Annotated in this window: 16 protein-coding genes and 1 tRNA gene; 6 read left to right on the top strand and 11 right to left on the bottom strand. The window is 67.3% G+C overall.

The genetic code is table 11. From position 1 onward, the window contains the following. Positions 1-219 precede the first annotated feature (219 nt). On the bottom strand, positions 220-1,470 hold the full coding sequence (locus D3226_RS01415; RefSeq protein ID WP_202380645.1) for an MFS transporter: 1,251 nt from the start codon (positions 1,468-1,470) through the stop codon (positions 220-222). A 161-nt stretch (positions 1,471-1,631) separates the two neighbouring features. On the opposite strand from D3226_RS01415, the gene D3226_RS01410 reads away from it, so the two are divergent. Continuing rightward, positions 1,632-1,940, top strand: coding sequence for a helix-turn-helix domain-containing protein (locus D3226_RS01410; protein WP_202380644.1), 309 nt, complete (start codon positions 1,632-1,634; stop codon positions 1,938-1,940). Here the strand turns inward: D3226_RS01410 and D3226_RS01405 are convergent. The 6 genes from D3226_RS01405 to D3226_RS01380 all read right to left on the bottom strand — a co-directional run bounded on the left by D3226_RS01405 (position 1,888) and on the right by D3226_RS01380 (position 9,003). Beyond that, positions 1,888-3,108, bottom strand: coding sequence for a methyltransferase (locus tag D3226_RS01405; RefSeq protein WP_202380643.1), 1,221 nt, complete (start codon positions 3,106-3,108; stop codon positions 1,888-1,890). The two genes, D3226_RS01410 and D3226_RS01405, sit on opposite strands and share 53 nt — an antisense overlap. After that, a complete protein-coding gene (locus D3226_RS01400; protein ID WP_237462171.1) occupies positions 3,096-3,518 on the bottom strand; it encodes a heat shock protein transcriptional repressor HspR in 423 nt (140 codons plus the stop codon). Before D3226_RS01400 ends, D3226_RS01405 begins: the two co-directional genes overlap by 13 nt. Before the next feature lie 67 nt (positions 3,519-3,585). Then, on the bottom strand, positions 3,586-4,536 hold the full coding sequence (locus tag D3226_RS01395) for a DnaJ C-terminal domain-containing protein (protein WP_202380642.1): 951 nt from the start codon (positions 4,534-4,536) through the stop codon (positions 3,586-3,588). Beyond that, on the bottom strand, positions 4,529-5,134 hold the full coding sequence (locus tag D3226_RS01390) for a nucleotide exchange factor GrpE (RefSeq protein WP_202380641.1): 606 nt from the start codon (positions 5,132-5,134) through the stop codon (positions 4,529-4,531). Before D3226_RS01390 ends, D3226_RS01395 begins: the two co-directional genes overlap by 8 nt. 2 nt (positions 5,135-5,136) lie before the next feature. Beyond that, complete coding sequence (gene dnaK, locus D3226_RS01385) at positions 5,137-6,999, bottom strand: molecular chaperone DnaK (protein ID WP_202380640.1); 1,863 nt, start codon at positions 6,997-6,999, stop codon at positions 5,137-5,139. A 180-nt stretch (positions 7,000-7,179) separates the two neighbouring features. After that, the gene (locus D3226_RS01380) at positions 7,180-9,003 is read right to left on the bottom strand and encodes a KAP family P-loop NTPase fold protein (protein ID WP_202380639.1); all 1,824 of its coding nucleotides are present in this window, start codon (positions 9,001-9,003) and stop codon (positions 7,180-7,182) included. Between the two features lie 153 nt (positions 9,004-9,156). Here D3226_RS01380 and D3226_RS01375 point away from each other — a divergent pair, with 153 nt between their 5' ends. Both D3226_RS01375 and D3226_RS01370 read left to right on the top strand, forming a co-directional pair. Beyond that, positions 9,157-10,500, top strand: a complete 1,344-nt coding sequence (locus D3226_RS01375) for an MFS transporter (protein ID WP_202380638.1) — start codon at positions 9,157-9,159, stop codon at positions 10,498-10,500. Positions 10,501-10,541: 41 nt separating this feature from the next. Continuing rightward, positions 10,542-11,816 (top strand): AAA family ATPase, encoded by a 1,275-nt coding sequence (locus D3226_RS01370; RefSeq protein WP_202380637.1) that lies wholly within the window; start codon positions 10,542-10,544, stop codon positions 11,814-11,816. Positions 11,817-11,935: 119 nt separating this feature from the next. Here D3226_RS01370 and D3226_RS01365 read toward each other — a convergent pair whose 3' ends face one another. Beyond that, positions 11,936-13,015, bottom strand: coding sequence for a biliverdin-producing heme oxygenase (locus D3226_RS01365; protein ID WP_337248862.1), 1,080 nt, complete (start codon positions 13,013-13,015; stop codon positions 11,936-11,938). A 198-nt stretch (positions 13,016-13,213) separates the two neighbouring features. On the opposite strand from D3226_RS01365, the gene D3226_RS01360 reads away from it, so the two are divergent. Together D3226_RS01360 and D3226_RS01355 are read left to right on the top strand one after the other, a co-directional pair. Next, positions 13,214-14,473: a serine hydrolase domain-containing protein gene (locus D3226_RS01360; protein ID WP_202380636.1), complete on the top strand. Its 1,260-nt coding sequence runs from the start codon at positions 13,214-13,216 to the stop codon at positions 14,471-14,473. Positions 14,474-14,562: 89 nt separating this feature from the next. Beyond that, positions 14,563-14,636: transfer RNA gene (locus tag D3226_RS01355), tRNA-Gly, on the top strand. Between the two features lie 48 nt (positions 14,637-14,684). Here D3226_RS01355 and D3226_RS01350 read toward each other — a convergent pair. Genes D3226_RS01350 through D3226_RS01340 form a run of 3 tightly spaced genes read right to left on the bottom strand, consistent with a single transcriptional unit; the run spans position 14,685 to position 17,331 of the window. Next, complete coding sequence (locus D3226_RS01350; protein ID WP_202380635.1) at positions 14,685-15,140, bottom strand: DUF3817 domain-containing protein; 456 nt, start codon at positions 15,138-15,140, stop codon at positions 14,685-14,687. A gap of 32 nt (positions 15,141-15,172) precedes the next feature. Then, positions 15,173-15,766 (bottom strand): methylated-DNA--[protein]-cysteine S-methyltransferase, encoded by a 594-nt coding sequence (locus D3226_RS01345; protein WP_202380634.1) that lies wholly within the window; start codon positions 15,764-15,766, stop codon positions 15,173-15,175. Then, complete coding sequence (locus D3226_RS01340; protein WP_202380633.1) at positions 15,763-17,331, bottom strand: Ada metal-binding domain-containing protein; 1,569 nt, start codon at positions 17,329-17,331, stop codon at positions 15,763-15,765. Before D3226_RS01340 ends, D3226_RS01345 begins: the two co-directional genes overlap by 4 nt. Before the next feature lie 123 nt (positions 17,332-17,454). On the opposite strand from D3226_RS01340, the gene D3226_RS01335 reads away from it, so the two are divergent. After that, positions 17,455-17,991 (top strand): TetR/AcrR family transcriptional regulator, encoded by a 537-nt coding sequence (locus tag D3226_RS01335; RefSeq protein WP_202380632.1) that lies wholly within the window; start codon positions 17,455-17,457, stop codon positions 17,989-17,991. Positions 17,992-18,108 lie beyond the last annotated feature (117 nt).

Genomic DNA, 18,108 nt, shown 5'->3' with positions numbered 1-18,108 from the left:
GTGTGCGGGAGTCCTTCGGTCGGGGAGAGGATGAACGCCGGTGGGCGAACACGCTCAAGTTTAGGCAACCCGCTGGGCGAAGTCGCCCCGGAACGGCCGTTCTGGCGCTTCTCTGGCACTGAAGTGAGTGAAGTCGGTACCCAGGTGCTACGTCAGTGCGCGCATTCGGCGCCGTAGCTCACCCCTGGGAGCTACGCGGCGCGGGATCGATGCGCCGAATCAGTGCGGCCGTTTCGGCTCGGTGCCGGGCCGCGCGCGGGGGATGTACCGGGGCACCCAGCGCGCAAAGCCGGCGGCGCCGAGCACCGCGAGTGCGCCCACTGCTCCGGCCGCGAGCGGAAGCGAGGTGGCTGCCAGCGCAGAGATGGCGAGCGGGGCGGCCGCGCCGCCGAGATCGACGAGCGTGCGCCAGGCAGAGAGGAATGGGGCGGGGTGTGCCTGCGGCGCGAGGTCCGCGCCAAGCGTCAGCACGATCCCGCTCGAGAGGCCGTTGCCGAGGCCAATCACCACGGCGCAGCCGATCAGCCACGCCGCGGCGTTCGGCAGTTCGTGCGTAAATGAGAGGGTGACGAACGCAACGGCCATGCCAATCGTGGCGGGGAGCGCGGCCCAGAGCCGCCCGAAGCGGTCCATCACCTGGCCGCTCAGGTAGAAGAGTGCGAAGTCGACCGTGCCGCAGATTCCCATGACTAGGGCCACCGCCGAGGCGTCGAGGCCAATCGAGACACCCCAGAGCGGCAGCAGCACATCCTTCACTGTGCGAAGGCCTGAGAGCACTGCCGCAGAGCCGCCGACGCGCAGGAGCGGCGCACTGTGCCCGCGAATCGCGGCGCGGACGCTGGTGGGCGCGGCGGCGACCCCAGCCGCGGGGGAAGGAGCGGGTGCGGCCGGGAGCACCCGCTCGGGATCGGGCGCGAACCACACGAGCGCGGCAACGAGCGCAAGGCACACGACGAACGCCCACACCGGCGCGGTAGCGGAACCGGTGAGGCTGAGGAGCGCCGCCGCGAGGAATGGCCCGGCGAAGCGACCGAGCCGATGCGACCCACCAATAAGCGAGAGTGCCCGGGCGCGGAAGGTCACCGGCACGCGCGTCGTCATAAAGGAGTGCCGCGCGAGCCCGAATGTGGCCGCGGCGAAGCCGATCACCAGCACGGCGATGCCGAGCAGCCCAGGAGTGGGTGCGAGCGCCACCCCCAGGGCCCCAAGCAGCGCCACCCCACTCGCAAGAAGCATCGCGATGCGCTCTCCCGCGCGCGACACCACCCACCCGGCCGGGAGGTTGCCGAGCAGCTGGCCGACAACGAGCGCCGACGCGACGACCCCGGACAGCGCGAGGCTCGCGCCCATCCCCACCGCGATTACGGGGATGAGCGGCATGAGCGCGTTCTGGCCCAGCGTGAAGAGGATGGTGGGACCGTAGATGCTCGGTGCCATCCGCGTGAGCAGGGTGCGCGTCGGATTCGTCATAGGGGGTCCAGACTATTGCTCTGTGTGCCCGAGGCGCGATGCACATTGTGCCCAGCGTGACGCCCGAAAAGCAGGCATGCACCACATCACCGCGATGCGGCCTTTTTTCACTATGCGTTGACGCTCTGGTGATGAATGCCTGATGAGTCCACGCTGGAAAGGTGTCCAGGATCCACTCGCCCGCAGCCGCCAAGATCGGCAAGCAGATTCGCGCGGTCCGCCTGGAGCTCGGCATTTCGCAGGAAGATTTGGGCGAACTCTCCGAAATTAATTGGACCACTATCGGCAAGATCGAGCGTGGGGTCTCCAGCCCCACCGTTGAGACGCTCGTGCGTCCCGCCACTGCCCTGAGTGTTGAACCAGGCAGTCTGATCACCGGTGTGACCCCCGACGACTACGGGAGTCGATCGCACCGGCTTACCGCGCGCGACCTGATCCAAGCGCGGGCGCACGAGCAGACAGAACCGTAAACGTTCGATCCCGCGCGATCTGCGTGGCCGGACCAATTGCGCGCTCAACGAGCGTGCGATAGCGCAGGTGCGAGTTGAACACGATGCGCAGCTCGCCACCCGGCGCGAGCGCGCGCGTGCAGGCCGCGATGAGCCGGTGTGCCACGCCGGCGTGCACTGTCGCGCCGGTGTGAAACGGCGGATTGAGCAGGATCAGTTCCGCCCAGCCATCGGGCACCGCCTCGAGCGCGTCCGCGCGATGTACGCAGAGGCCGGCGGGGTCAGTGTCTGCGCCGTGCGCGCAGCCCGTGGCGAGCACACCCGCGCGATCTGCGGTGAGTGTGGTGGCGCGCTGCGCCGCGGCCGACTGGTCGGTCGCGATGACGTGGGCGGCCGGCCACGCGCGGGCGGCCGAGACCCCGAGCACACCGTTGCCACAGCCGAGATCGACGATGCGCCGCACGCCGGGTGACACGTTGCCGAGACCTGAGAGCAGCAGACGGCTCCCGTGGTCGAGCGTGGGGCCGCCGAACGTTGCGCCGAAGGCCGCGACGGGGAACGCAAGATCTGCGTCTTCTCCGAACCGTGGGAACGGCGCCGAGCCGAGCGCGTCGGGGGCGAGCGGCGCGCGCGCAGTGAGCACCCGAGACTTCCGTCGGGCGAGGCCCGCGGACACCTCGGCGAAGCGTCGGCCGAGTACTTCGTTCATTGCGAGGGTCATGTGTTTCACACGGCCGCCAGCGAACACGTGCACCTCGGGGTGAGCCCAGGCCGCGATGGACCACGCGATCTCGTCAAGCGCGTCAAGCCCGCGCGGCAACTGCACGAGCACCAGCCGTGCCCCAGCGAGCAACGACGCATCAAGCGGGTGCGAGGCGAACGCACCATCAGCGCCGGCCGGGATCCCCAGCCGCTCTGCGTTGCGGTGCAGCGCGCGCTCGCCGAGCACCGGGTCCTGGAACACTCGAATTCCGCGGGCGCCGAGCAGCTCGGCCGCGCCGAGCGTGAGCGCGCCGTGGCGGTCACCGATCACCACGAGCTCACCCGGCTGCAGCGCGCGGATCTCGTCCGCTGCTGTGCTGAGTAGCAGCTCGTCGGTCGCGTCGTGCGCCTGCAGCTCCTCCGCGTCAAAGTCGGGCTCCCGCGAGAGCCGGGCGAAGAAGTCTGCGGCCCCGGTTAGGGCTTCCACACAACCACTTCCGCGTTGCGGCGCACACGGGTGCCCCGGCGGAGGGTCACCACTTCGCCGCCCGCGCCGCCCGCAGCGAACACGCGCCGATCGGGTCGCTGCATGCGCTCCTCAGAGAGCGCCCGTTCAAGTTCGCGCACTTGGTGCTGCAACTGCTCCACGCGGTCCTCGAGCTGCAACACGCGGCGGATGCCCTCAAGGCTCAGGCCCTCGGCCGACAGCCGTGCCACCTCGCGCAGCCGGGAGACGTCGTGCAGCGAGTAGCGGCGAGTGTTCCCGCGCGTGCGCTGGGGAGAAACCAGTCCGATGCGGTCGTACTGCCGCAGCGTCTGGGGATGCATCTCGGCGAGCTCCGCTGCTGCCGCAATCGCAAAAACGGGCGTGAAGCGATCCATCTGGGGTGTCGCCATGATGTGCTGTCCTCTCGTCCCGGGTGGTGTGAGTGGGCCGGCCGCACGTGGCGGCCGGCCCGGCACGCTAGCTGCGTGCACGTGCGAGGAGATCCTCGCGCGGGTTTTCATCCGATTCAACATCACGGAAGGCTTCAAGCGCTGCCTTCGCCTCCGCGGAAAGGTGGCTCGGAACGACGACCTGCACCTCCGCGAGGAGATCGCCCGTCGCCTTGGCGGTCTTCACGCCGCGGCCCTTCACGCGCAGGACGCGCCCGCTCGGAGTGCCCGGCTGCACCTTCAGCCTGACGGGGTCGCCGCCCAGCGTTGGCACCTCGACCGTTGCGCCGAGTGCCGCCTCGGAGAAGGTGATCGGCAGCTTGAGACGCAGGTTGTTGCCCTCGCGCTCGAAGACGGGGTGCTTACGCACAGCAACCGTGAGGATGATGTCCCCTGGCTGCCCGCCGTTCGGACTGGGCTCGCCCTTGCCACGCACCTTGATCTTCTGCCCGTCGGACACGCCAGCCGGGATCTTCACCTTCACGGTGCCAGTCGGCGCCTGGAGAGTAACCGTCTTGCCGTGCACGGCAGTCTCGAAGTCGAGCGTCGTTGAGGCCTGCACATCGCGTCCCGGCTGGGGGCCGCGCTGCGCTCCGCCAAACATCCCAAAGATGTCCTCGAAGCCCTGGCCGCCGCCCTGCTGGAAGCCGTACTGCTGGCCACGCCCGCCGCCGCCGAACATGCCGCCGAAGACGTCCTCGAAGCCTTGCGCGCCGCCACCGGAGGTGAAGCGCGCGCCGCCCGCACCCATGGCGCGAATCTGATCGTACTCGGCGCGCTGCTCAGCGTCGGAGAGCACCGAGTAGGCCTCGCTGATCTCCTTAAACTTCGCTTCCGCAGCCGCGTCGCCCGGATTCGAGTCCGGGTGATAGGTGCGTGCGAGCTTGCGGTAGGTCTTCTTCAGCTCCGCATCGCTCGCCGTCTTCGAGACACCAAGGATTTGGTAGAAGTCCTTATCGAGCCAATCCTGACTAGCCATCTGCCCCCACCGCCACCGCTACCTTGGCGGGGCGCAGCTCAACATCGCCGAGTCGGTACCCCCGCTCGATTACGTCCAGGACCGTGTCCTGCTCGGTGCCGGGCACGGGCACCTGCGCGATGGCCTCGTGCACCTGCGGGTCGAAGGGCTCACCCTTCTCACCGAAGCTCGAGAGGCCGAAGCGCTCAAGTGTGCTGCGCAGCTTCTGCCCGATCGTCGCGAAAGCGCTGCCCTCGGTCAGATCGCCGTGCTGCTCGGCCCGATCAAGGTCATCGAGCACCGACAGGAGCGGGGTCACCGCCGCTGCGATGGCTCGCTGCTTCTCGAGCACGGCATTTGCCTCGGTGCGCTTGCGGTAGTTCGCGTACTCTGCGGTGAGCCGGCGGAGATCCTCCAGGTAGGGGTTCTCTGCCTCGCCCGCCTCAGCGTCCGCGCCCGCAGCGGCATCGCTCTGCTCCGCGTTCAGGATGTCGTCGACCGTGAGGTCCTCCTGCTGCGGCTCGGGGCCGGAGGCATTCGCCTCCGACCCCGCAGCAGGAACCTCACTCCCGGTGAACTCGTCGTCCGAGCCCGGGGTGTGCTGTTCCTTGTTCGTCATGGTTACTTCTGCTCTCCGGTGTTCTCGGACTCGTCGTCCTCAACGACCTCGGCGTCCACCACGTCGTCATCGTTCGATGCGTCGGCACCGTCCGCTGTGGGCTGCTCAGCCTGTGCCGCGGCGTAGATCGCCTCGCCGAGCTTCGACTGGCTCTGGCTGAGCTTCTCGGAGGCGGTCTTCACGGCAGCCTCGTCCTCGCCGGCCAGCGCCTGCTTCAGCGCGTCCAGGTCGCCCTGCACCTCGGTCTTGATGTCCTCGGGGAGCTTGTCCTCGTTCTCCGAGATCAGCTTCTCCACGGAGTAGGCGAGCTGCTCAGCGTTGTTGCGCTGCTCCGCTGCCTCACGGCGCTGCTTGTCCTCGGCTGCGTGCTCCTCGGCCTCGCGCACCATGCGCTCGATGTCTTCCTTCGAGAGCGTCGAGCCACCGGAGATGGTGATCGTCTGCTCCTTGCCGGTGCCCTTGTCCTTCGCGGACACCTGCACGATGCCGTTGGCGTCGATATCGAAGGTGACCTCGATCTGCGGGATGCCGCGGGGAGCCGGGGCGATGCCGGTCAGCTCGAAGGTACCCAGGTTCTTGTTGTCGCGGGTGAACTCGCGCTCGCCCTGGAACACCTGGATGGCGACCGACGGCTGGCTGTCCTCAGCGGTGGTGAAGGTCTCGGAGCGCTTCGTGGGGATGGCCGTGTTGCGCTCGATGAGCTTCGTCATGATGCCACCCTTGGTCTCGATACCGAGCGACAGGGGGGTGACGTCGATGAGCAGCACGTCCTTGCGCTCACCCTTCAGCACGCCGGCCTGGAGTGCGGCGCCGACAGCGACGACCTCATCCGGGTTGACGCCCTTGTTGGGCTCGCGGCCACCGGTGAGCTGCTTCACGAGCTCGGTGACGGCGGGCATACGGGTCGAGCCACCGACGAGCACCACGTGCGCGATGTCGCCGACCTTGACGCCCGCCTCAGCGATAACGTCCTGGAACGGCTTGCGGGTGCGCTCGAGGAGATCCTTCGTGAGCTCTTCGAACTTCGCGCGGGTGAGCGTCTCGTCGAGGTTCGCCGGCCCGTTCTCGGTGAGCGAGAGGTAGGGCAGCTGCACCTGGGTGCTCATCGAGTTCGAGAGCTCCTTCTTAGCCTGCTCTGCGGCCTCCTTGAGGCGCTGCAGGGCGATCTTGTCGCCGGAGACGTCAACGCCGGTCGACGCCTTGAACTGCGCAGCGAGGTAATCCACCACGCGCTGATCCCAGTCGTCGCCGCCGAGGCGGTTGTCGCCCGAGGTTGCGCGCACCTGAATGGTGGAGAAGTCGTCATCCTTGCCCACCTCGAGGAGGGACACGTCGAAGGTGCCGCCGCCGAGGTCGAAGACCAGGATGAGCTCGTCTTCCTTGCCCTTGTCGAGGCCGTACGCGAGTGCCGCAGCGGTGGGCTCGTTGATGATGCGGAGCACGTTGAGGCCGGCGATCTCACCGGCTTCCTTCGTCGCCTGGCGCTCGGCGTCGTTGAAGTACGCGGGCACGGTAATGACGGCGTCGGTGACCTTGTCGCCGAGGTAGGTCTCAGCGTCGCGCTTCAGCTTCATGAGCGTACGCGCGCTGATCTCCTGCGCGGTGTAGCGCTTGCCGTCGATGTCATCGCTCTTCCAGTCGGTGCCCATGTGGCGCTTGACGGAGGCGATCGTACGATCGACGTTGGTGACGGCCTGGCGCTTGGCGGTCTCGCCGACGAGCACCTCGCCATCCTTCGTGAACGCGACGATCGAGGGGGTGGTGCGGAAGCCTTCCGCGTTGGCGATGACGGTGGGCTCGCCGCCCTCAAGAACGGCAACCACCGAGTTCGTGGTGCCGAGGTCGATACCGACTGCACGTGACATGTGCGCTCCTTCGTGTTGGTGTGTTCGGCACCGTGTGTGGCACCGCGGTCTGGTCGCTCGGGATCGGATCCACCGACCTTGAGCCTGATGCACTCAAGTTTACCGAGCCGCTCCAGCGAGTCAAGTCGATTCACCCAAACTTGAGCCAATCACACTCAACTTTCAGGATTCGGTCACGGGTCAGACAGGCGTGGCCTCGCCCCCCGAACCAACCACAAGTTCCCGCACGAACCTCGCGAGCACCTCAGGCCGCAACGGCTCCCGCCCGTACCACCTCACACGAGCGAACACCGGGAGGGCATCGGAGGCCGAGACTTCAAGCCGCGGAAGCTCACTCCCCTTGCCGAACTCCACCCCGAGTTCACGCGCCCATTTTTCACCAAGACCTCGCAATGTCTCCTCGGATTCATTGGCTCGTGCGACACGCTCAATTGAGAGACCCATCCTGTTGACGCCGAAACTGAGCATGCCGAAACGCTTGGGGCCCCTATGCCCTGGATCCGCGAAGTTCAATGTCCACATTCGCCCGCTCTGCCCCACTGGCACAAGAAATTCCGAAGCCGCGTCTGCAAACTCAAAGCCCCAGTCGACATCCCTGCCATTGATCCCCAGTTCGCTTAGACGCTCGCGCATCCCCTCAGGGTCCGCAATTAGGTTCCATTGGCCTGGTCGACCATCGGCGTCTGCTGCCTGTTCAGAAGCAATCCGAAACCTCTGCTCGTTGATGGTTCCATCCTCGCCGCCAGAGAAATGCTTCCTGAGCATGTACAACATGTTCTTTGCAGCCCCCCAGGCCTCAGCCCAGACCCGCCCGTCACCCATTTGCTTGTTTTCCGGCACCCAAGAGTCATCTTCTTCACCTTCTTCGCCTCGCTCAATCAGCCGCACAAGTTCCTTGGCGCCCGCTCCCTCATACTGCAACTGGTACACAAAAGCAGCGACGTCAGGATGCGCGCTCTGCAAGCACAACATTGCGAAGAGGTCTAAACCGCCCTGATCGCCAACACTGGAGTCAGGAGACTCCGCCGTCTTAACTAACTTGTGCAGAGCCAAGGTGTTTGTCAGCCGCTTGACCGCTCGAGGGTTGCTGCTGCCAACTTCACGAGCAAAGCTCAAATACGACTTCGCATGCTCTCCCGTAGTGAGGCCAGCTGCGCGCACTCCGGCTTCAAGGAGTTCCGTGACGTCATAGGCGTACACCGGGACGTGAAATGGCACCTGGATTAGCTTCTCAAAGTAGCGTCGCCCCCGCGCAGCGTCCTTGGATGCGTCACCGCTACTGCCATACCTTGCACTCACACCCTCTTCAACAATCTCAATATCCACAGCAAGCACAAACACGCAGCCAGGAACGTCGAGGAAGATCTTGATTGACTCCAGCAACTCAACAGCGCGCCGAGGCTCCAACCTATCCAGATCATCGATAAGCACGATCACACGCTCTCCGGATTCCGCAACAAGGTTTGCGAAGGTGTCCCGGAGCTCCGTGATCGCTTCAACGCAATCAGCCGGCTCAACTCGGAGCTTTCCTTGCTTCGCCCTTTCGTTCAACTTCTTCCAGAAGGAAGTCAGCTTCTGCCCTTGCGGCACCCAGGCTGCGGCCTCCTCAAACAGAAAATCTGCTCCGGCCAAAGCCAGCGTCCCCAAATGCTGTTTTAGCTTCCGCTTTCGATCCAGTTGCTCTTGCGACGCCGCCGGGGGTGCGACAGCGTCCGCGATTCTGCGAATAAGGTTTGCGGCCAGCTGCTCCCCAAGATTGAACTGTGAGTATTGCCATGTATTGAATTCAACGACCTTCACGCTACTGTCGGCGCGAGCACGCACGCGATTCACAGCCATCGCCATCACTGAGCTTTTCCCGCTTCCCCAGCTCCCTTGGACGGATACCGTCATTGGAGTTGCACACTTCAAAAGAAAATCAGCAAGAGCTTCAGCGTGCGGGGCAACACCAAGAAGATCAGCGACTTCGGGCGCATCAACGAGTCCGACGGGTGATTCAGGCAAGGCGCACAACTCCAAATCCGCTTTGGCAAAAACTATGAGTATCGAATGAACAAGCTCGAGTGTATCTCTGCGATGCCGAAACCCACATCTGCGGCTTAGCCCAAAGGAGCGAAGGTCTCCCGCACAGGCCGCGGAGCCAGTACTGTGAGCAGCATGAGCGAAACCGCGCCGGTCGTCCCTCCCGCTGCGACTCCCCCGGCCGCCCCGGCCGGCAAGGGCCGCATCCTTGCGTGGTCGATGTGGGATTGGGGCTCTGCGGCGTTCCAAGCCGTCGTCACCACCTTTGTCTTCGGCGTCTACATCACGCAGCCGGCGTTTGGGCCCGAGCACGAGGTCACGGCGCAGCTCGGCACCGCGCTGCTGATCGCCGGTGTCGTCGTGGCGCTCATCGCTCCCATCACGGGCCAGCTCTCCGATGCCGCCGGCCGCCGCAAGTTGTGGCTCGGCATCACCACCGCGATCACCGTCGGCTGCACCGCGCTCCTCGCACTCGTGGCCCCCGAGCCGAACTACCTGATGCTCGGCCTCGTGCTGCTCGCGATCGGCAACGTGGCATTCGAGTTCGCCACTGTCAGCTACAACGCCATGCTGAGCCAGGTCTCCACCAACGCGAACGTCGGCCGCGTCTCCGGCTTTGGCTGGGGCATGGGCTACCTCGGCGGCATCGTGCTGCTCGCGATCCTGCTCGTCGGCTTCATCTTCCCCGACCCCGGCTGGTTCGGCGTGACACACGAGGGCGGGTGGAACATCCGCGTCGCGATGCTGGTGTCGGCAGCCTGGTTCGCCCTGAGCGCGATCCCGGTCTTCTTCGCGGTGCCAGAGATCGCCGCCGACCCCGCACGTAAGCCGGGTGTCCGTGGCGTCGTCACCGCGTACGGCACCCTGTTCCGCACAATCGGGGACCTCTGGCACAACGCACGCCAGACCCTGTTCTTCCTCGTCGCGAGCGCAGTGTTCCGTGACGGTCTCGCCGGCGTCTTCACCTTCGGCGGCGTGATTGCCGCGCGTAGCTTCGGCTTCGACGCCACCACCGTGATCATCTTCGCCATCGCCGCGAACGTGGTGGCAGGACTCGCAACGATCGTGGCGGGCTTCGCGGAAGACCGGATCGGCGCCAAGCCGATCATGATGTGGTCGCTCGCCTGCATGATCCTCTCGGCGCTGCTCGTCTTCATCCTTGCCGACCTCGGCACGTGGGTGTTCTGGGTGTTCGGTCTCCTGCTGTGCATCTTTGTGGGGCCGGTGCAGTCGGCGAGCCGCACCTTCCTCACCCGCCTCATTCCCGCTGGCCGCGAGGGCGAGATCTTCGGGCTCTACGCCACGACGGGGCGCGCGGTATCGTTCCTCTCCCCCGGCGCCTTCACTCTGACGGTGGCGCTCGGCGGCGCCGCAATCTTCGGCATTCTCGGCATCGCGCTCGTGCTGATCGTCGGGTTGATCCTGCTCCTTCCGGTCCGCACCCAGCGCGACGCAGTCGCAGCCTCCACGGCAGCGTGACCCGAGCCCCGGTCCAGGCCGCAAGCCGCTAACCTGGATCGGTGGCCCGCCCCCCTCTTTCCCCCGAGCAGCTCTCCGTCTACGAGCGGATCGAGCACACGCGCGAGCACATTTTCGTGACGGGCCGCGCGGGAACGGGCAAATCCACGATTCTGAACCACCTCGCGTGGAACACCAGCAAGATCATCGCGGTCTGCGCTCCCACGGGCGTCGCCGCGCTCAACGTCGGCGGCCAAACCATCCACTCACTGCTGCGACTGCCCACGGGAGTGATCGCAGACCAGGAGCTCGATCAGCCAGCCGAGCTCAAGAAGATGCTCGCCTCGATCGATACGCTCGTGATCGACGAGATCTCCATGGTGTCGGCCGACCTGATGGACGCGATCGACCGTTCACTCCGCCAGGCACGGGGCAAGCGGCACGACCCGTTCGGCGGCGCCCAGATCATCATGTTCGGGGATCCCTATCAGCTGCCCCCCGTGCCGCCGCGCGACCCGCACGAGCGCGCCTACTTCGCCGACACGTACCGCTCGCTCTGGTTCTTCGACGCGAATGTGTGGCAGGACGCCGAGCTCGCAACGATCGAGCTGGTCGAGGTGCACCGCCAGCGCGACGACCGCTTCAAGCAGATCCTCGGCGCCGTGCGCCACGGTGTCGTCACTGCCGACCAGGCGGAAGAGCTGAACGCAGCGGGTGCCCGCCCCGCCCCGCGCGACGTCATCACGCTCGCGACCACGAACGCGACCGTCAACCGCATCAACGCCGAGCGGCTCGCAGAGATCCGCGGCGGCGCCCTGCGCGCGGTCGCGGAGATCAACGGCGAGTTCCGCGAGAACACCTACCCCGCTGACGAGGTACTCGAGCTCAAGCCCGGCGCGCAGGTCATGTTCCTCCGCAACGACGCCGACGGTCGCTGGGTGAACGGCACCATCGGCACGGTCTCCCGCGTCGACGGCACCGTGTGGGTGGAGGTCGACGACGAGGAGTACGAGGTCGAGCCGACCGTGTGGGAGCGCTACCGCTACCGCTACGACGCCGAGACGAAGAAACTCGAGAAAGAGGTCGTCGCCGAGTTCGAGCAGTTCCCGCTGCGCCTCGCGTGGGCAGTCACCGTGCACAAGTCGCAGGGGCACACCTATGACGCCGCCGTAATCGACCTCGGGCCGCGAGCGTTCAGCGCGGGGCAGACCTACGTTGCGCTCAGCCGCGTGCGGTCACTCGATGGTCTCTTCCTCCAGCGCCCACTGCAGCCGCGCGACGTGATCGTCGACCCGAACGTGGTCCGCTTCATGCAGAACCGCGAGGTCCGCGGCTAACACTCGCGTCCGCTGCGCGCCTCACACAGCTCGGGATCGGGATCGCTGCGCCCCACAACGCAGCACGCGCCGCCCGGCGAGAATGCCGGGCGGCGCGTGCTGATCCGCGTCTGCGGGAGCTAGGCGGCCGCCGCCTTCGCTGCGCCGAGGTCGACAAACACCGCGGTGTTGAACGCGTACGCCGTGCGCACCTCGTCGAGCATGCGTGCCCGCTCTGCCTCGTCAAGCCGCTCGCCCAGCGCGTCGAGCTCGGCGCGGTAGGCGTTCTTGAAGTCCACAAGCGAACCGAGGCCCGCGAAGTCGTAGAAGGCGATGCCCGCGTGTTCGAGCTCGTGCTGCTTCGCCACGCGCTTCGCGATCATCTGGCCCCCCGAAAGGTCGCCAAGGTAGCGCGTGTAGTGGTGCGCGACGATGCCGGCCGCCCAGCCCTCGTCGGCGATCTCGCGAATTCGCGCCGCGTACGCCGCCGTGGCGGGCACCGGGGCGATGTGCTCACGCCAGTCGGCGCCGATCAGGTGGGCGAGATCTTCCTCGAGCGCGGCCATGCGTACGAGTCCGCCCGGGTGGAAGCCGGCGAACGCGGGATCCTGCGCGAGCTGCTCGGAGGCAGCCTCAAGCGCTTCGTACATGAAGAAGTGCTGAGCAACGAGATCGATGTAGTCCTGGCGGGTGCCCGTGCCACGCATGATGTCCTCCATGAAGGTGGCACCCTCGCTGTCGGAGTGGTCCCCCCAGGAGCTCTCGCGGATCACGCGTGAGAACGGCTTCTCGCCGTCCTCGACCTCATCGGTGCCGCCGTGGTGACCAGCACCGTGGTGACCGCCGCCGTGGTGGGCCCCGTGCTCGTGGCCGCCGTGCTCGTGACCGCCGTGGTGGTGATCGGCTGCCGCAGCGGGCGCGTGCTCTTCGCGTGCGGGCACGCCGAGCTTCTCGCAGGCCGCGTTGTAGAGCGCCACCACCTCGCGGCGGATCTCGGGGCGCTCCGAGATGGCCCCCGCGGGCCACGCCACTGAGAGCTCGTGCTCACCGGCGGGGTCGACCACGCGCCATACGCCCGCGTCGCCCGTCACGCCGACCATCGTGCTGGCCATGGCCTCGGGGTACCCGAAGGCTCGCGCGATGAGGAGATTATCGTCTGTGTGGTCACCGTTCATGTGCCCAGTCACAGCCGCCACCACTTTATCCGTAAAGATCGTCACCACATCAGTCTAGTAAGGGCAGCCTCACTTCGGCGCGCTGGTGCGGTTTCTCACGGCAGCTACACGGGTCCACATCTCATGTATGGCCGGTTCTCAGACTTGCGCTCCCTTCCCTGAGCGCCTCCGCACCCACGACGCAGTAGACTTCCCTACTGTTCTGTAGTCCCTGCGGTATCCCGCGAAGATTGGCGGTCGAGCTTGATCCTGAAACGTGCGCATCGCACCGGCCTCGCACTCGTCGGTCTCGTTACCGCCGCCGCCCTCGGCCTCACCGGCTGCTCCGGCGGCACGAGCGGCTCCGGCGCCGGCAACGTCAACACGATCGACGAGGGCCTCGCTGGCAGCATCAACACCGCGGTTGAGTCCGCGCTCGCGCTCAGCAAGTCCACCGAGGCAGTGGTGGGCGTGTGGAGCTCCGGCGACGGTGGCAGCTACGTGCAGGGGTTCGGCTCGGACACCGTTGACGGGAACAGCCGTATCCGCGGCGCGCAGGCGACGCAGCCCGTGATGTGCGCGCTGCTGCTCGACCTCGTCGGCACCGGCAAGCTCGATCTCGACCGCGAGATCTCGAAGGATCTCACCCGCCAGTCGGGTATCGAGGGCATCACCTACCGCCAGCTGTGCGACATGCGCTCCGGCGTGGCCGACTTCAAGGGCCCGTTTGGTGATCTCTTCGCGAACAACCCCACGCGCCCCTGGCCCGAGCAGGAGCTGCTCGCGCAGGGCCTCGCGCACTCCCCCGAGTCGTGGCCGGGCCTCGACTTCCACCAGTCCGACACGAACGCGGTGCTCCTGGAGCGCGTGCTCAAGGTGAAGACGGGTGAGGAAATGCCGCAGCTGCTCGAGGAGCACGTGTTCTCTCCGGCAAAGATGGGTTCTTCGTACTACCCCGAGGACGACGCGACAACGGTGACAGGCTCGACGCTGGGCTCGCTCACCTACCCGATGAGCGGTGGAAAGCCGGTCTGCGACGCTGAGCCGGTTGCGGTGCCCGAGGTTTCCCCCACAATGCTCGGCGGCGCTGGCGCAACCGTCACCACCGTTGGTGATCTGAAGGCCTTCTACGAGAGCTACCTCGACGGCGCGTTCGGCGGCAAGTCCGCGGGCGTGGTCACCGAGCTGCAGCCGACGAAGAACCCGAAGCGCGACGACAAGGGCACCCCCACCGAGGATCCCGACACCGAGGGCCGCCAGTGGGCGTTCGGCATGGAAAAGGTCGGCCCGCTCTACGGTCGCGCTGGCGCGATCACTGGCACGCTCACGGCCGCGTACCACGATCCCGAGTCGGGCTACTCGGTTGTCGTGGCGCTCAACAACTCCTCCGCGGGCGCAGAGTTCGCGAAGCAGCTGGCCCTGCAGCTCACCGCCATCGCGGCGGGAGCTGGCGCCGCACCCGAGGTGGCCTGGTCTGCGGAAGACTCGGCGGCGGCGCTCGCCGAGCGCGCGATCTGCCAGTAGCGACGGGCTGGCGGCGCGCCACGCGGTGCGTCGCCCGGCCGTGCGATTTGGGGCCGGGCTTCCTGCTATAGTTGGTCCGGCGTCATCCTGGGATCGTCGTCTAATGGTAAGACATCAGCTTCCCAAGCTGAGAACGCGGGTTCGATTCCCGTCGGTCCCTCCAACTGAAAAGGCCCCGCATTCTGCGGGGCCTTTGTCGTGTCCGGGGGTGCTACGCCTTCGGGATCGGCGGGCCGAGCCACAGCAGCACGCTGAACGCCACCGTCACGCCCGCGAGCAGGATCACGATGGACAGGAACGGGTGCCGCAGCACCCACGCCTGCACATGCTCGACGAAGCCCTTCGGCGCATCCTTGCCGGGCGCGAGCCGCCAGCCGCCATCGAGCTGCCCTCGCTTGTCGAGCCACAGCTCGAAGGGCAGGGTCGCGAACGGCACAATCGCGAGGACCAGGCCGAGCACGCCGACGCCAGTGCGCCAGCGCTGATTCACCCAGACGAACACGGTCACGACACAGTAGGACAGGAACACGAAACCGTGTGCGCCACCGGCGGGACCCACGAGGTTCTCGGTGACCCCCGTTCCGCGGAGAATGAGCGCGGTGATGAGCCCCGCCCAGGTAACAAGTTCAGCGAACGCGAAGATCCGAAACAGCAAACGGGGTGACATGATCCTTACCGTATCTGGCCGGAGCTGGGGTTTCACCAGAGTTGGGGCGGATTCCTCTCATCCGAATGGATGATCTTTTTCTCGGAAAACTCTGCGCCCTCGTGCGCGAGCAGCCGCTCCTTCACCGGCACACCGAAGAGGTAGCCGCCGAGCCCGCCGTCCGTGCGCACGATCCGGTGGCACGGCACGATGAGCGCAACGAGGTTCGTGGCGCACCCCGACGCCGCCGCACGCACCGCGCTCGGCCGCCCGGCGCGAGCCGCGAGCTCGGTGTAGGTCACGGCCTCGCCCGCGGCCACGCCACGAAGCGCGCGCCACACCTCGCCACGGAACGGTGTCTCGGGCTGTGCCACGGGAATCGTGTCAAGCGCGGCGTGCTCGCCTGACGCGTAGGCGCGCACCGCATCCGGGATCGGCCCCTCCAGCGTCTCCTCCGCAGCGAGCCCGCGGGCCCCCAGCTCGGCATCGAGCCGAGCCAGGCGTTCAAGCAGGCTGTGCGCCAGCGGGTCCTCCGCTGTGGCGAAGCCCGCGGCGCGAACGAACCCGTCCTCGGGCGTCCAGATCACACGAAACGGGTGCCCCACGACATCGATCGTCGCGGTGGCCAGTGGGCGGTCGGGGCTCATGGGGTGTCCTTTCGGGACTGTGCGGCCAGGAAATCTGCCCACAAGAATTGGGTCGCGTAGCCGCGGAACGGGCGCCACGGTTCGGCCAACCGCTCCGCGTCGCGAGGCTTCTCCACCCCGAGCGCTCGGCGCAGGATGAGATCCCCCGCAGGGTAGGCATCGGGGTCACCGAGGGCTCGCATCGCGACAAGCTCCACCGTCCAGGGGCCGATGCCACGGATGGCGGCGAGCTCGGCGCGCGCGCGATCCCGATCTGCTCCGGGCCCGAGATCAAGCCCCTCGGCGAGAGCGGCGGCGAGCGCCGAGAGCGTGGCCGCTCGCGCGCCCGTGATGCGCAGCTCTTCCCGGAGCTCAGCGACGGGCAGCGCCGCGACGCGCGCGACGTCAATTCGCGCGACGAAGCCGGGGGCGGTGCCGCGTTCGGGGAGATCCTCGCGGGCGAAGCGGGCGACCAGGCGCCCCTGCAGCGTGCGGGCCGCGGCGAGCGAGACCTGCTGCCCCAGCACCGTGGCGAGCGCGAACTCATGCGGGTCGCGGGCCGCGGGCAGCCGGAGGCCGGGTCGCGCGGCGATGAGCGGGCGCAGCGTTGTGTCCGAACCGAGCGCGGCGTGAATCTGCGCGGGATCCGCGTCGAGGTCGAGCATGCGCCGCACCGTCTGGATCGCGGGAAGTGTGTCGGCAAGGCCCGGGAGCTCGAGCACCACCGGAATGCCGACGAGCCCGCCCGCGCTGGCGTCGGGCTGCGCGGCCAACTGCGGCACCGCGCTCCAGTCGATGCGGGCGATGGCGGTGCCGCCCGGCACGTCAATCGCATGGGCGGTCTCCGCGCTCGGCGCCGCGCCGATCTCGTCGCGGCCGGGAATCGCGTGGGCGGAGAGAAAGGCGCGCATGGCCGCGGGGTCGAACGGCGCACGGGTGTGGAGACGCAGCGCGATGCTCGGCCGCTCCGCGGATCCCGATCTGCTGGTGTCACGCGAAGACTGTGCCTGGCGCCTCGGAAGAGCGGACGGTGCGACGCCGAACTGTTCGCGCATCGTGTCGCCGAACTGGCGCACGCTGCCGAAGCCCGCGGCGAACGCGATGTCTGCGAGCGGCAGTTCGGTCTCCTCGATGAGCGCACGAGCCGCGTGGGCTCGGCGTGTGCGTGCAAGCTGCACGGGCGTCGCGCCAATCGAGTCGAGCAGCATGCGCCGGAGGTGGCGCTCACTCACCGCAAGCTCGGCCGCGAGGCCCGCGACGCCAGCCTCGTCGATCGCGCCGTCACGAATGCGGCGCATGGCACGGGCAACGAGGTCTCCCCGCGCATCCCAGTCGCGAGTGCCCGGTACCGCCTCGGGGCGGCAGCGCTTGCAGGCGCGGAACCCCGCCGCGACGCACGCCGCAGCGCTCGGAAAGAAGCGGCAGTTCTCCTGGCGCGGCTTTCGCGCGGGGCACGAGGGTCTGCAGTAGATGCCAGTGCTCGTGACGCCCAGGTAGATTCGGCCGTCCCAGCGAGCATCGCGCCCGGAAGCGGCGCGGTAGCACGCGTCGGCGTCGAGCGGGAGAGCAAGCTGCGGGGAAATCACTCGTCCATTGTTCCGCGCGATCGGCGCACACGCACGCGGAAATCGGACATCGCAGTGGGGCGCGTGATTGGCGCAGCGCGGGGCAACGCCGGGCGGGGCCGCTTCTCGCGTACGCTCAGGGGTATGAACGACGCCTCCGGCCGATCCGCGCTCATCCGCGCCACCGTTGTGGTCGTTGCGGCGGGCGGACTGCGCGCGCTCACCTATCGCGCGGTCGCGGCCGAGGCTGGCGTGTCTCACGGGCTCGTGCGGCACCACTTCGGCACGCGGGATCAGCTCATCGCCGAGGCCATGGAGTACGCGATTCACGCGAGCCTCCGGGAGTCGAACATGCTGCAGGCTGAGCTGACAAGCGATGAGTTTGCGGCGGGGATCGAATCGCTCGCCGACCGGGAGGCTGAGATTCAGTCGTTCCAGTACGAGTTGCTGCTCGAGTCGCGCCGCCGGCCAGAGTTGCGCGCGCTGGCTGAGCTGCACTACTCCTCGTACCGCGAGGCGATCGGCCGGCAGCTCACCCGGCTGGGCGTTGCAGACGTGGAGCTGACCGAGCTCATTTGGTTTGCCCTCGACGGGATCGTGTTCAAGCAGCTCGTTGCGCCCGCGGACGTGGCGCCCGCCCTGCGGCTGATCCGCAAACTGGTGTCCGCCCAGGCGGCCTGACCTACCCCGCCCCGCCGCCGTCCCGCCGCTGCCCCGCCACTGCCTCGGATCGGGGTCACTTGGGCAGGGTGTCGTTACACGCGCCTGCGCGACACCCTGCCCAAGTGACCCGGATTG

This window comes from Leucobacter chromiireducens subsp. chromiireducens (assembly GCF_016758255.1).
In the GTDB taxonomy this organism is placed as follows: Bacteria; Actinomycetota; Actinomycetes; order Actinomycetales; family Microbacteriaceae; genus Leucobacter; species Leucobacter chromiireducens.
The sequence above is the reverse complement of the archived record's forward strand: the minus strand, read 5'-3'. Positions and strand labels throughout refer to the sequence as shown.

Excerpts from the sequence above, each read along its gene's own strand:
- D3226_RS01415 (WP_202380645.1), bottom strand. The coding sequence starts at position 1,470 with ATGACGAATCCGACGCGCACCCTGCTCACGCGGATGGCACCGAGCATC.
- D3226_RS01400 (WP_237462171.1), bottom strand. The coding sequence starts at position 3,518 with ATGGCGACACCCCAGATGGATCGCTTCACGCCCGTTTTTGCGATTGCG.
- D3226_RS01395 (WP_202380642.1), bottom strand. The coding sequence starts at position 4,536 with ATGGCTAGTCAGGATTGGCTCGATAAGGACTTCTACCAAATCCTTGGT.
- D3226_RS01390 (WP_202380641.1), bottom strand. The coding sequence starts at position 5,134 with ATGACGAACAAGGAACAGCACACCCCGGGCTCGGACGACGAGTTCACC.
- dnaK (WP_202380640.1), bottom strand. The coding sequence starts at position 6,999 with ATGTCACGTGCAGTCGGTATCGACCTCGGCACCACGAACTCGGTGGTT.
- D3226_RS01375 (WP_202380638.1), top strand. The coding sequence starts at position 9,157 with ATGAGCGAAACCGCGCCGGTCGTCCCTCCCGCTGCGACTCCCCCGGCC.
- D3226_RS01350 (WP_202380635.1), bottom strand. The coding sequence starts at position 15,140 with ATGTCACCCCGTTTGCTGTTTCGGATCTTCGCGTTCGCTGAACTTGTT.
- D3226_RS01345 (WP_202380634.1), bottom strand. The coding sequence starts at position 15,766 with ATGAGCCCCGACCGCCCACTGGCCACCGCGACGATCGATGTCGTGGGG.
- D3226_RS01335 (WP_202380632.1), top strand. The coding sequence starts at position 17,455 with ATGAACGACGCCTCCGGCCGATCCGCGCTCATCCGCGCCACCGTTGTG.